The sequence below is a fragment of the Streptomyces sp. NPDC046925 genome (genome assembly GCF_040644915.1).
Lineage (GTDB): Bacteria > Actinomycetota > Actinomycetes > Streptomycetales > Streptomycetaceae > Streptomyces.
In genome coordinates this window covers 543536-556081 of sequence record NZ_JBEYWZ010000001.1, presented here as the reverse complement: position 1 = coordinate 556081, position 12546 = coordinate 543536, and the positions used below count along the sequence as shown (strand labels likewise).

The following is a 12546-nucleotide window of genomic DNA, read 5'->3' as shown; positions in this document are numbered from 1 at the left end:
CTTCTCTTGATTGTGGCGATGTGGGCACGGCATGACCCTAGGAAGATTTGAGTGCCGCGGCCGCGTGGCTGCGGGTGCCGAGATGGTTGAAGAACAGGTTGAGCAGGACCGCGGTCAGCGCTCCCGCACTGATTCCGGAGCCCAGGACGGTCTGCGCCCAGGCCGGGAATTCGGCGTAGAAGGTGGGCGCGGCGAGCGGGATGATGCCCGCCCCGAGCGCGACGGCCACCAGGATGATGTTGGAGCTGTCGTCCAGGCCCGCCTCGGAGAGCGTACGGATGCCGCTGACCGCGATGGAGCCGAAGAGGACGATGCCGGCGCCGCCGAGTACCGGCATGGGGACGAGGCTGACGACCGCGCCGAGCATCGGGAAGGCGCCGAGCACGATGAGGGCGCCGCCCGCGACGGCCACGACGTAGCGGCTGCGGACACGTGTCAGGGAGACGACGCCGACGTTCTGTGCGAAGGCCGAGGTGGGGAAGCCGCCGAAGACGGGTCCGACCAGGGTCGCGATGCCGTCGGTGCGCAGACCGCGGGTGATGGTCTTGCCGTCGCTCTTGCGCTCGCAGATCTCGCCGAGGGCGAGCATGCCGGCCGACGACTCGGTCATCAGGACCAGCATCACGATGCAGAGCGAGAGGATCGCGGCGGGCTGGAACTCCGGTGCCCCGAAGGCGAAGGGCGTCGGGAGCGCCGCCACCGGCGCGGACTTGACGGCGCTGAAGTCGGCCATCCCGAACGGGATCGCGGCGAGCGTGCCGATGAACAGGCCCAGCAGCAGGGCGACTTGCTTGACGAATCCGCGTCCGAAGCGCTGGAAGACGAGGATCACGGCAAGGGTGAAGGCGGCGAGCGCGAGGTACTTCATGGCGCCGAAGTCGGCGGCGGTCTTGTCGCCGCCCTGCGCCCAGGTGACGGGCACCGGCATCAGCGTCACACCGATGAGGGTGATGACGACGCCGGTGACGAGCGGCGGGAAGAAGCGCAGGAGGCGCCCGAAGAACGGGCCGACGGCGAGGCAGAAGACGCCCGCGACCATCACCGCGCCGTAGATGGCGGGGAGTTGATGTCCTGTGGCGCTGTTCTCGGCGATGGCGAGGATGGGCGCGATACCCGCGGACGAGGCGGCGTTGACGAAGGGAAGCCGGTTGCCGACGAAGCCCTTGACGCCGAGCGTCTGCAGGATCGTGGCGAGTCCGGCGATCAGCAGGCTGGCGGCGATGAGGCGGGTCTGCGCGACCGTGTCCAGACCACAGGCCTGGCCGATGATCAGCGGCGGAGTGACGACGCCCGCGTACATGGCGGCGATGTGCTGGAGCGCGGCGGGGACGAGCCGCGAGGGGTGAAGCTTCTCGTCCACCGGGTGACAGACGGGAGTTGACGCCTCGTCGGTCATGTCCGATGGGGTGGAACACGGGCCTTTAGCCGGCCCCTTTGCAGGCTGTGCCATTGCTGCTGTTCCCTCCGGTGTGGCGCGCCCCCGTCCGCTGCGGACGGGCGGGGGCGCACATCCCGTATCAGAGGTTGGTCATGTCGACCGGGATCTTCGGCTCGACGCCGTCCCGCAGAATCGTGGCCTCGATCAGGCCGTAGGGACGGTCGGCGGCGTAGTAGACGGCTCCGTCCTTGGCCTCGTTCTTGAGACCGAAGGGCGAGAGGTCCTGACGGAAGTGGTGCTTGTTGGGCGCGGAGAAACGGATCTCGTCGATCTCGCTGCGGTTGTTGATGACCCGCGAACCCATTTGGTACAGCGTCTGCTGGAGCGAGAGGGAGTAGGTCTCCACGAAGGCGTGCAGGATGTGCTTCTTCGCCTGCTCGTACGACCGCTCCCAACTCGGCATGCGCTGCTCGTCGTTGGTCCAGTTGTGGCGCCACCAGGTGGAGAGCGAGGTGGCGAGGATACGGTCGTAGTCCTCTTGCAGCGTCGTGTACTTGTCCTTGATGTAGCCCCAGAACTCGGAGTTCGTGGAGTTCATCACGGTCAGGTCCTTCAGGCCCGAGAGGACCTCGAAGTTCTCGCCGTCATAGGTGATCTGGGCGACGCGCGTCTCCTGGCCCTTGCGGACGAAGGAGTGCTTGACCTCGTCGGCGCCGATGAACTTGGAGTTGCTGTCGGAGCCGCCTATGCGCTCCCAGGAGTACTCCTCGATCCGGATCCGCGCGCGGTGGATCGAGGGCTGGCTGTCCACGAAGTGCCGGGCGAGGTGGATGCCGTACTGCTCGGCGGACTCGATGCCGTATTCCTGGGCGAACGCGAAGCAGGTGTTCTTCGTCGTGTCCGTCGGAAGGCAGTTGGCGTTCGAGCCGTTGTAGTGAACGTCGTCCAGGTCGCCGGAGAGCGCGACCGAGACGTTCAGGTCCTTGATGTGGTGGGTGTCGCCGTCCCGCGTGATCTTGACGACGCGGTTCTCTGCTTTGCCGTACTGGTTCTGGCCGAGAATCGTGGGCATGTCTGCTAGCTCCCTCGGTAAACGGAGTAGCCGAACGGGTTGAGCAGCAGCGGTACGTGATAGTGCTCGCCCGGCGTGACGGCGAACGTGATCGCCACCTCCGGGAAGAACGCACCGCTGTCCCTTACGCGGGGGGCGTCCTGCTGCGCCTCGGCTTGCTTCTTCTTCATGAAGTACTCCTCGACCTCGAAGTCGAGTCGTACGTGGGTCGTGCCCTCCGGCAGGGCCGGCAGGTCCTTGCAGCGGCCGTCCGCGTCGGTCGCGGAGCCGCCGAGCGCCACCCACTCGGCGTCGCGGCCGCCGCGGGCCGCGAGCGAGATGGCGACGCCCTCGGCGGGGCGGCCGACGCTGGTGTCCAGGATGTGCGTGGACACCGAGGCGGTGGTGTCAGTGCTCATCAGTCGTTGTCCTCTTCCACGAGCCGGGTCAGACGGATTCGGTTGATCTTTCCGAGTTCGGTGCGCACGATCTCGCGCTCCTGCTCGGCGGTGTTGCCGATCCGGGTCTTCACCGCATCGCGCATCTGCTCACCGGTCGCGCCGGTGGCGCAGATCAGAAAGACATGACCGAACTTCTCCTGGTAGGCCAGGTTCAGTTCGAGCATCTCGGCCTTGAGTTCCTCGGAGGCCCCCGCCATTCCGCGCTGTTCGCGGGACGACGTGGGATCTCCCGGCTTCGGGCGGCCGATCGGCGGGTGCCCCGCCATCGCCTCGGCCAGATCCTCGTCGGTCAGCTCGGCCATGGCGGCGTCACTGGCGGCGAAGAGGGCTTCGACGGTGGGGAAAGGGCGCTGGGAGAGCAGTTTGCTTCCCCAGGCCGATGAGGCGCATGCCTCGTGGAGAGCGGCGGTGGCCGCGGACTCCGGTGCCGCATTGAACCGGGCGATGCCCAGGGTCGTACTCGAAGTCACGGGTACCTCCGTGGCCTTGTGCTGATCGGGCTGCCGATAGCTAACGCCAGCGGAAACACCACGTCAACACTTTGTTGAAAACTTCGAGTAACAAAGGCCGCCGTCCGACTACCGGACGACGGCCTTCCAAGCGGCTCTGACCTGGGGTTTTACGTAGAACGGTTGAGATAGTTGTAGACAGTGAACCGACTGACGCCCAGCGCGCCGGCCACCGTCTCCACCCCGTGCCGCACGGCGAAGGCACCGCGTGCCTCCAATATCCGCACAACTTCCTGCTTGGCCTTGCGGTCCAGCTCGGACAGCGGCTTGCCCCGCTTGCGCTCCAGGGCGAGCAGAATGTGGTCCAGGGAGTCCGCGAGCTGGGGCAGGCGTACGGCGATCACGTCCTGGCCCTCCCAGGCGAGGACGACATCGTCGGCGCCCGCCTCGTCGGGAGGCATCATTTCGCCGCCCATGGCGTCGACCAGCGGCTTGACCGCCGCCACGAAGGGGTCGTGGTCGTCAGCGGAGTTGGTCATTCGACGGCCTCCCCCGACTCGCCGAGCACGTTGACCTGGAGCGAGACACGCGTGGCGCCCGCCTCCAGTGCCTTGCGGACCAGCGCGTCCACGGCCGTAAGGACCTCGTCCGAGCCGCCCTCGGCGGTGTTTCCGAAGGGGCCGACGTCCACGGCGTCGAGGCCTGCCCCCTGGATGACCTCACGGGCCACCACGGCGTGGGGCGGCGCCTCGTCCAGGTCGAAGGGTTCGGTCGTGAACTCCACTCTCAGTCGCATTGTGCTCCCATGCCATCCCTCTGACCTGCACATTTATCCGGCCGCTCGGGCCGCCACTGAGGTGACCCTAGCCCACCGCCTCAGGCCCCGGGGGCGGCCGGGGACTCGCCCAAGGCGGCCTCCCAGGTCAGCGTGAGCCCGGCGTAGAGATAGCGGCTCGCCTCGATGGCCAGGAGCAGCACGGTGTCCCCCGGTTTCACCCGGCCGGTGCGCCACCCCTCGTCCAGCGCGAGCGGCACGGCCGCGCTGCCGGTCGCGCCCACGGCGTCGAGGTTCTCGACGATGTTCTTCTGGAGGCTCTCGTACTCGTCCGCGCCGAGCCCCGCCTCCTCGAACTCCTTGCTGAAGTACTCCGCGTTTCCCTCGGGCAGGACACACGCGTCGATCTCGCTCATGGCGAGGCCGGAGCGGTCCAGCATGTCCCGCAGGCCCGCCACGAAGACCTTCGGTCCGAAGGACGCCGTACCGGGTATGTCCAGGCGGATGTCCATCAGGCGCCTGCGCCGCTGCTGCTCGGCCAGCGGCGTGTCCGTACCGCCGCCGACGACCAGCATGCCGGGCTTGCGCCCGCCGCCCAGGCACTGGGTCGCGAAGACGGACGGGGCTGCTCCGCTCGCGGCGGCCGATCCCTCCTGCCCGGCGCGGAGCACGGCCGCGCCCGCTCCGTCGCCGAAGGTGTAGACGGTCAGCCTGTCGCGCATCCGCACCTTGTGCGGGTCGCCGCCCAGGTAGACGGGCGCGAGCAGCGGCGAGATCGACTCGGCGCCGATGACGAGGGCGGTGCGGTAGGTGCCGTCGGCGAGGAGCCGCCGCGCGGTGTCCATCGCCTGTACCGCGCCGACGCATCCCGCGCGGAACTCCATCACCGCGCACCGCTCCAGGCCCAGCCGCTCCTGGACCAGGGTCGCGGCGGCGGGCAGCGGGGTGTCGGGGCTGGCCGTGGACATCACCAGGAGGTCCACCTCCGCGGCCTCAAGACCGGCCCGCCGCAGTGCCTGGCGGGCCGCGTTCGTGGCCATCTCGGCGGTTCCGGAGCGGTGGGCACCGGTGAACGGGTCCACCACCCAGTGGCGGCGCTGGACCTCGATGCCCTGGAGGAGGTCGTCGGGGAGCGGGCCGCACACGCGCTCCAGGGTGGCGTTGTCGATCGGGTCGCCGGGCAGGTCGGCGCCGGTGCTCAGGACCGAGACATGGCGTGCGGCAGGGTCCGTGTGCCGTGCGTGATGTGCCGTCGTGGAGGTCATGAGGGGTCGGTGCCGCCTTCCGGGGTCAGGACGAGGCTGATGTGGGTGCCGCCGAGCGAGGAGCTGTTGACCAGGACGGGCCCCGGCGCCAGGCCCCGCTGCCAGCCGCTGACGGCCAGCGCGGCGGCCATCTGCGCGCCCGCGCCGACCGGCTCGCCCAGGGTCTGCTTGGGGGCGTACGCCGGTGCCGTCGTGCCGAGCCGGCGCAGCGCGCGCAGTTCGGGGCGGTCCACGGCGGCGATGCCGGTGGCGTTGGCCCAGACGGCGGTCAGCTCGGCCGGGGCGAGGCCCGCGTCGGCGAGGGCGAGCCGCATGGCGCGGTGTATCCCGTGTCCCTGCGCGTCCCAGCGTCCGGCGCCCGCCGCGTCGTAGGCGATTCCCTGCCCGGTGAACTCCGCGAGGATCCGTGCGCCGCGCGCCCTGGCCGCCGACTCGCGCTCCAGGAGCAGGGTGATGCCGCCCTCCGACAGGGCGTAGCGGTGTCCGGCGGGGCCGCCGGTCAGCGGCAGCGCGCGGTACGCGCCGATCACCGTGTCGGTGAGGTCGTCCACCGCGGGGCAGAGCACGGCGTCGGCCGTACGGGTGCGCAGCATGTCCCTGGCGATGCAGAGCGCGGAGGCGCCGGCCGCGTGGGAGGCCGTCGCGGTGGAGGTGGGGCCCTTGGCGCCGAGGAGCATGGCGACCTGACCGGCCGCCGCGTTGAAGACGGTGCTCGGGAAGATGGCGGGGTTGGCGGCGCTCGCCCCCTCCTCCATCACGGGGCGGAAGAAGTCCTCGGTGCTGCGCATGGGGCCGAGCCCGCTGCCGAGCACTACGCCGACGCTCTCGTCCGCGGTCAGCCGCGCCTGATCGAGGGCGAGGCGGCAGGAGGCGACGGCCAGCTGGCCCATCCGGTCGACCCGCCTGCGCTCGCGGGCGGAGAGGTGCCGCTCGGGCGCGAAGCTGTAGCGGGCCAGGCGCAGGCCGTCCTCCTCGGTGGCGACCGGGGTTCCGGCCGTGTAGGACTCCCACAGCTGTGCGGGCGATTCGCCGCCCGGGCCGAGGACGCCGATTCCGGTGACGACGACCCGCTCGTCCCAGGGCGCCGGGGGCTCGGCCACGTGCGCGCCGGGGCGGCCGAGGGCGACGGTGGCGTTGGCCCCGGCGAAGGCGAAGTTGTTGGAAAGGGCCACGTCCATGGCCATGGGGCGCGCGGTGCGCGGCACGGCGTCGAGCCCGCACTTGGGGTCGACGCCGGTGAACCCTGCGGTCGGCGGTGCGATCTGTTCCGTCAGGGCGGAGACCGTGACGATCGCCTCCACCGCCCCGGCCGCGCCGAGAAGATGCCCGATCATGGATTTGGTGCTGCTCAGGGCCGCTTTCCCGGCGGCGGCACCGAGTGCCGCGCGGACGGCGTTGGACTCGGCGGAGTCGTTCTTCGGGGTGCCGGTGCCGTGGCCGTTGATGTAGGGCACGTCCTGCGGCCGCAGCCCGGAGGACTCGAGGGCGGCGCGTATGGCGCGGGCGGCTCCCTCGCCCTGCGGGTGCGGGGCGGTGGCGTGGTGCCCGTCGGCGGAGAGGCCGTAGCCGAGTACTTCCGCGAGGACGGTCGCTCCGGCCGCCCTGGCCAGGGTCTCCTCGACCAGGACGAGCATGCCGCTGCCCTCGCCGAGGGAGAGCCCGTCGCGGTCCTTGGAGTAGGGGGCGGCGGGCTGCTCGGACAGGGACTCCAGGCTGGTGAAGCCCGCGAAGGTGACCTCGGTGAAGGCGTCGCTGCCACCCACGAGCATGGCGTCGGCGCGGCCCGCCCTGATGGTCTCCACGGCATGGGCAAGGGCGTGGGCTCCGGAGGCGCAGGCGGTGTTCACCGACAGGACCGGGCCCTTCAGGCCGAAGGCACTGGCAAGGACCTCCGCGATGGTGTGCGGGGAGATCAGCATGAGCTGCCGGGCGTCTCCCGCGGCGCTCTCGCCCTGGTGGGCGCGGCGCAGGACGCGCTCGCCGCTGCTCGTGCCGCCGTTGCAGCTTCCCGCCACCACGCCCCAGCGCTCCGGCGGGATGCCGGTGAGGCCGTGCGGGGCCATGGCCTCGTACGCGGCCGTGAGCGCCAGGTCGACCGCGGGCTCCGGTTCCGTGGCGCCGAGGTCTTGGACGTAGTCGTAGCCGGGGTCCGGCAGGGGGTGCACCTGTCCGCCGACGCGGGTTCCGTACCCGTCCATGGGTCGGCACCGCACCTCTCCGATGGCCACGTGGCCTGCGCTGACCCCCTTCCACAGGGCGTCCGTCCCGACGCCCTGGGCGGTGATCGCCCCGGTTGCCGTGATCACCACCCGGCGCGTTCCGGGCGAGGTCCGCGTGTTCCGTAAATTCCGCGAGTTCCATGAGTTCTGTGAGTTCTGTACGTTCTGCATGCTTGATCCCCGTTGTTTTCGAGTGCCGGTGCGCGACCGGCGGTGTTCAGCGGTCCGCTCGCATCGAGAGGGCGGCGGCCTGCCCTTCGAGGCCCCGCGCCAGTGCGAGCGCGGTGCCGGGACGCGAGGCGCGGGGGCTGCCCGGCACCCAGTCCAGGTCGCACCCGTCGGCCGGTTCGTGGTGGCCCCGGGTCGCCGGAACCGTGCCGTGGTGCAGGGCGAGTGCCGCCACGGCGGCGTTCAACGCCCCTGCCCCGCCCACGAGATGACCCGTCTGCGCCTTCACGCTGCTGATCTGCGCCGCCTTCGCCGCGGTGCCGAGCGCATCGTGCAGGGCACGGGTCTCGCTGACGTCGCCCTGCGGTGTGGCGCAGCCGTGCGCCGCGATGTAGTCGGTGGCGGTGTCCCGCCGCGCGTCGGCCAGCGCGCGGGTGATGGCACGGGCGAGACCACGGGCACGCGGGTGGGTGCCGGGGGGCCGTACGCAGTCGGTGCCGCTGCCGAAGCCGTCGATCTCGGCGTAGACGCGGGCCCCGCGGGCCAGCGCCCGCTCGCGTTCCTCCAGGACGAGCAGGGCGGCGCCCTCGCCGAAGACCGAGCCCCTGTGCTCCCTGTCGAACGGCCGGCAGGCGTCGGCGCCCGCGTCGTTGCGGGTGGTCAGGACGCCGAGGCCGTCCATCTTGGACATGGTCCACCAGGAGGTCGGCTCGTCGTAGCCGCCCGCGAGGGTGACGTCGCACTCCCCGCGCCGGATGGCCCGGAAGGCGCGGCCCAGGGCGGTCACGGAGGCGTCGGCGGTACCCGCGAAGAAGTCGTTGGCGCCCCGGATGCCGAACTTCTGCGAGATGTGGAACAGGGCCGCGGGCTGGAGCCCCTCCACGTAGAAGAGCGGCGCCAGGATCGACGAGGCGTCCCGGCCGAGCGCGCCCAGATCGGCGGTGCCGTCCTCGCGGCGGATGCGTACGACGCCGTCGACCAGGCCGTCCATGCGCGGCATGTCCTTGTTGCCGCCGAGGAACAGGCCGGTGCGGTAGCCGAGTTCGGCCCCGCAGGTAGGTCCCGTCGCATCGGTCAGTCCCGCGTCTTCGAGTGCGAGCGCGGCCCCGGCCACCCCCAGCTGGTCGCCGCGGCACACCATCCGCAGGGAGCGGCGGCCGAGGTAGCGGGCGGGGTCGAAGCCGTCGATCTGCGCGCCGATGCGGGTGCGCAGGGCGGCCGGGTCGTAGCCGCGCAGGGGGGCGATGCCGGTGCGCCCGGCGAGCAGCCCCTCCCAGGTGGCCGCGGTGCCTTCGCCGAGCGCGGTGACGAGGCCGATGCCGCTGACCACCACGCGCCGCGGGGTGCCGGTGTCCGTGTGCGCGGGCCTCTCGTGGTGCGTACGGCTGTCCTTCACGTCTGGTCTCCCGGGGTCATGGTGAGCGTGCGGGCGGTGGCGACGGTGCGGTCGTCGACGCGGGCCGACGCGCTGAAGTCCACGGACCGCTCGCGGTATCCGGTGACGCGGACGTGGATCTTCACCTGGTCGCCGGGGCCGATGAAGTGGCGGAAGCCCGCACCGCGCACTCCGCTCAGCCGCCAGGCGGCGGGCGGCGGGCCCTGGCACACCTCGGCGGCGAGCGCGGCCATGGTCTCCAGGAGGAGCACGCCGGGCAGGACCGGTTTGCGGGGGAAGTGCGTGGCGAAGACGTCGAGGGTGTTCGGGATGTTGCGTACGGCCGTCGCCTCCTCGCCGGGCCGCAGCCGTACGAGACGGTCGAACGCCGTCGAGCCAGAGGTGTTCACGCGTCCTCCCGGTGTGCTCCGACGACGAGGCTGGTGTTGCTCCCGCCGAACGCGAAGGCGTTCACCAGGGCGGCACGGACCGGCGTCCTGCGGGCCACGTGGGGCACGTAGTCGAGGTCGAGCCTGCGATCGGGCGTGTCGAGGTTGAGGGTGGGCGGCACGACGGATTCGCGTATGGCGCCGATGGCCGCCAGGACGTTGAGTCCCGCCCCGGCCGCGGTCAGGTGCCCCGCCATCGACTTGGGGGAGCTGATCACCAGCCGCCCGGCGTCGTCCCCGAACACCTTCTTCAGGGCGACGGTCTCGGAGAGGTCGTTGCCCGGTGTCCCGGTGCCGTGGGCCACGACGTAGTCGATGCCCACGGTGCCGACGCCGGCCTCCTCGACGGCATGCTCCATGGCCCGGTCCGCGCCGGAGCCGTCGGGCGGCGAGTCGGTGATGCGCCAAGCGTTGAGGGTGCTGCCGTAGCCCAGCAGCTCCGCGTGGACGGTGGCCCCGCGGGCGAGCGCGGCAGCACGCTCCTCCAGTACGAAGACGACCCCGCCCTCGCCCACCACGAACCCCGAACGGTCGTCGTCGAAGGGCCGCGACGCGTGCTCCGGGTCGTCGTTGTGCCGGTCCGTCATGGCGCCGAGGAGGCTGAAGCCGAGCATGTCGCACCAGGTGGTCAGCGAGTCATGGCCGCCCGCGAGCATCAACTCGGCGTCGCCTTCCTGGATGCACCTGAACGCTTCTCCCAGCGCGTGCGCGGACCCGGCGCAGGCCGTGCTGACGCCGATCGCGGGTCCACGCGCGTCGAGAGCCTGCACGAGGGCGCTCAGCGGCAGGTTCTGGTCGTCCATGAGGACCTGGTGCGGGCTCTGCGTGAGGAACGCGTCGGGATGGCCGCTCTCCTGGCGCAACTGGCCCATGTCGACGAGGAGTTGCAGATCGGGACGGCCCACGCTGGCACCGAGCGAGACGCCGCACGCGTCGGGTTCGTACGTGCCGGGCCCCGCTCCGGCGTGCCGCAGCGCCTCCAGACCGGCGGCGATCCCGAACTGCCCCGCGCGGGTGAACCGGCCGGGTTTGTGGGCGGCCGGGATCGCCGTGCGCGCGTCGAAGCCCCGTACCAGCCCCGCGATGCGCACCGGGAACTCCGTGGCGTCGAACAGGGTCAGGGGCCCGATCCCGGAGCGTCCTTCGCGCAGCCCCCGCCAGGTGGAATCGGCGTCGTTGCCGAGCGGGGTGACCGCGCCGAAGCCGGTGATGACGACCCTGCGCCGCGTCATGCCGCCGCCCTCGTGCCCGTGTCTCCCGTGCCCGAGCCCGCGCCCGTGCCCAGGAGCTGGGCCGCCATCCGCGCCGTGTCGGCGGGGTCGTCCAGCTCCTCGGCGTCGATCAGCGCGCACATGATGCCGCTCGCCTCCAGGACGGTCCTGCCCTCGCAGGTGACCGTCCCGTCGATCACGGCGGCCTCCTCGCTGCGCGAGACCACGACAGCTTCGATCCGCAGGGTGTCGCCGGGCCGTACGGGTCCGGACGCGGTGGCCTCGCGCACGGTCAGGAGCGCGGCGCGCTTCCGGTGCTCGGTGCTGAGCATGATCAGCCAGGTGCCCGCCTGGCACAGTGCCTCCAGCATCAGCCCGAAGGCCAGTCGCGGGCCCTCGGAAGTCTGCTGCCAGTGGCCCTCGTGGACGGAGGTCACCTTGCGCGCGGTGATGCGCAGGTGGGGCTGCCAGGAGTCGATGCGGTCGATCAGATGGAACCGCATGGTGTCCGTTCCTTTCTCCCAGGTCACTGGGGCTTCTAGGGGTGGCCGACGCCGAGTTGGGAGGTCAGTCCGCCGTCGACCTGTACGAGCTCGCCCGTGACGTACGAGGCGTCGGGGCCCGCGAGGAACGTGACGACCGAGGCGACCTGCCGCGGGTCCGCGAAGGTCCGCATGGGGACCTGCTTCTTCATGCCGCGGCCGCCGTCCTTGGCCAGCACGTCCCCGACCAGGTCGGTGGGCACGATGCCGCCGAGCACGCCGTTGACCCGTACGCCGAAGCGGGCGAGCTCGATGGCGGTGCTGCGGGTGAAGGCGTTGAGCGCGCCCTTGGAGGCGGAGTAGTTGGACTGTCCGGCCCAGCCGCGCTCGCCCATCACGGACGAGATGTTCACGATCGCGCCCTGGCGCTGCCTCATCAGGCCCTCGGCCGCCGCGTTGGTGCAGTGGTAGGCGCCGCCGAAGTTGGTCCGCATCACCTCCCACCAGCCGTCGGGCGCCATGTCCCAGATCAGTCCGTTGTCCGTGATGCCCGCGTTGTTGACCAGGATGTGCAGGCCGCCGAGTGCGTCCTTGGCGGCCGCGACGAGTTCCCGCGCGGCCGTCGCGTCGGAGACGTCCGCCTCCAGCGCGACGGCCCGCCCGCCGGCCTCCTCGATCTCCTTGACGACGCCCAGCGCGTCCTCGCGGCTCGACCGGTAGTTCACCGCTACCGCGGCGCCCTCGGCGGCCAGCGCGTGGGCGATGGCCCTGCCGATGCCGCGGGACGCGCCGGTCACCAGGGCCGCCTGGTCGTGCAGCTTCATGTCGTTGTCCGTCCGGTTGTGTCCTGCTGGTCGCGCTGGTCGCGCTGGTCCGGCCCCGCGCAGACGAGGACGGCGTACGCGGTGGCGAGTCCGGCCCCGTGCGCGAGGGAGATGTCGGTCTGCCGCACCTGCCTGCGGTCGGCCAGCTCGGCCGCCCGGCCGTGCAGCCGCAGCACCGGGCGCCCGCCTGCCTGGTTGACGACCTCGACCTCCGTCCAGTCGGCGCCCGCGGCCCCGGTGCCGAGCGCCTTGAGCACGGCTTCCTTCGCGGCGAAGCGGGCGGCCAGGTGCTCCCCGCTGCGGTGCGGGCGGCTCGCGCAGTACGCCCGCTCCCGCCCGGTGAACACCCGGGCCGCGAGGCCGGGGTTGTCCGCGATGAGCCGCTCCACGCGCGCGACCTCGACGAGGTCGGCGCCGACGCGTATCCCGGGCAACGCCG

14 protein-coding genes are annotated in these 12546 nt (G+C 71.5%); all 14 read right to left on the bottom strand.

The window, feature by feature from the left end:
* Positions 1-37: 37 nt before the first annotated feature.
* A complete protein-coding gene (locus ABZ906_RS02270) occupies positions 38-1450 on the bottom strand; it encodes a nucleobase:cation symporter-2 family protein (RefSeq protein ID WP_361376340.1) in 1413 nt (470 codons plus the stop codon).
* A 67-nt stretch (positions 1451-1517) separates the two neighbouring features.
* Complete coding sequence (gene pucL / locus ABZ906_RS02265; protein WP_361193038.1) at positions 1518-2450, bottom strand: factor-independent urate hydroxylase; 933 nt, start codon at positions 2448-2450, stop codon at positions 1518-1520.
* 5 nt (positions 2451-2455) lie between these two features.
* A complete protein-coding gene (uraH, locus tag ABZ906_RS02260; RefSeq protein WP_361193036.1) occupies positions 2456-2848 on the bottom strand; it encodes a hydroxyisourate hydrolase in 393 nt (130 codons plus the stop codon).
* Positions 2848-3360: a 2-oxo-4-hydroxy-4-carboxy-5-ureidoimidazoline decarboxylase gene (gene uraD / locus ABZ906_RS02255; RefSeq protein ID WP_361193034.1), complete on the bottom strand. Its 513-nt coding sequence runs from the start codon at positions 3358-3360 to the stop codon at positions 2848-2850. The genes uraH and uraD overlap by 1 nt, the downstream gene beginning before the upstream one ends.
* 149 nt (positions 3361-3509) lie before the next feature.
* Complete coding sequence (locus ABZ906_RS02250) at positions 3510-3878, bottom strand: helix-turn-helix domain-containing protein (RefSeq protein WP_361376337.1); 369 nt, start codon at positions 3876-3878, stop codon at positions 3510-3512.
* Entirely contained in the window at positions 3875-4135 is a 261-nt protein-coding gene (locus tag ABZ906_RS02245; protein WP_361193029.1) for a thiamine-binding protein, read from the bottom strand. Before ABZ906_RS02245 ends, ABZ906_RS02250 begins: the two co-directional genes overlap by 4 nt.
* 80 nt (positions 4136-4215) lie before the next feature.
* Complete coding sequence (locus tag ABZ906_RS02240) at positions 4216-5379, bottom strand: 3-oxoacyl-[acyl-carrier-protein] synthase III C-terminal domain-containing protein (RefSeq protein ID WP_361376334.1); 1164 nt, start codon at positions 5377-5379, stop codon at positions 4216-4218.
* A complete protein-coding gene (locus tag ABZ906_RS02235; protein WP_361376331.1) occupies positions 5376-7688 on the bottom strand; it encodes a beta-ketoacyl-[acyl-carrier-protein] synthase family protein in 2313 nt (770 codons plus the stop codon). The genes ABZ906_RS02240 and ABZ906_RS02235 overlap by 4 nt, the downstream gene beginning before the upstream one ends.
* A gap of 127 nt (positions 7689-7815) precedes the next feature.
* Positions 7816-9162, bottom strand: coding sequence for a beta-ketoacyl-[acyl-carrier-protein] synthase family protein (locus ABZ906_RS02230; protein WP_361376328.1), 1347 nt, complete (start codon positions 9160-9162; stop codon positions 7816-7818).
* Positions 9159-9551 (bottom strand): hydroxymyristoyl-ACP dehydratase, encoded by a 393-nt coding sequence (locus ABZ906_RS02225; protein ID WP_361376325.1) that lies wholly within the window; start codon positions 9549-9551, stop codon positions 9159-9161. The genes ABZ906_RS02230 and ABZ906_RS02225 overlap by 4 nt, the downstream gene beginning before the upstream one ends.
* Positions 9548-10822: a beta-ketoacyl-[acyl-carrier-protein] synthase family protein gene (locus ABZ906_RS02220; protein WP_361376322.1), complete on the bottom strand. Its 1275-nt coding sequence runs from the start codon at positions 10820-10822 to the stop codon at positions 9548-9550. Before ABZ906_RS02220 ends, ABZ906_RS02225 begins: the two co-directional genes overlap by 4 nt.
* On the bottom strand, positions 10819-11304 hold the full coding sequence (locus ABZ906_RS02215; RefSeq protein ID WP_361376320.1) for a 3-hydroxylacyl-ACP dehydratase: 486 nt from the start codon (positions 11302-11304) through the stop codon (positions 10819-10821). Before ABZ906_RS02215 ends, ABZ906_RS02220 begins: the two co-directional genes overlap by 4 nt.
* A gap of 35 nt (positions 11305-11339) precedes the next feature.
* Positions 11340-12107: an SDR family oxidoreductase gene (locus tag ABZ906_RS02210; protein ID WP_361376318.1), complete on the bottom strand. Its 768-nt coding sequence runs from the start codon at positions 12105-12107 to the stop codon at positions 11340-11342.
* Positions 12104-12541 (bottom strand): holo-ACP synthase, encoded by a 438-nt coding sequence (gene acpS, locus ABZ906_RS02205; protein WP_361376316.1) that lies wholly within the window; start codon positions 12539-12541, stop codon positions 12104-12106. The genes ABZ906_RS02210 and acpS overlap by 4 nt, the downstream gene beginning before the upstream one ends.
* Between the last annotated feature and the right edge of the window lie 5 nt (positions 12542-12546).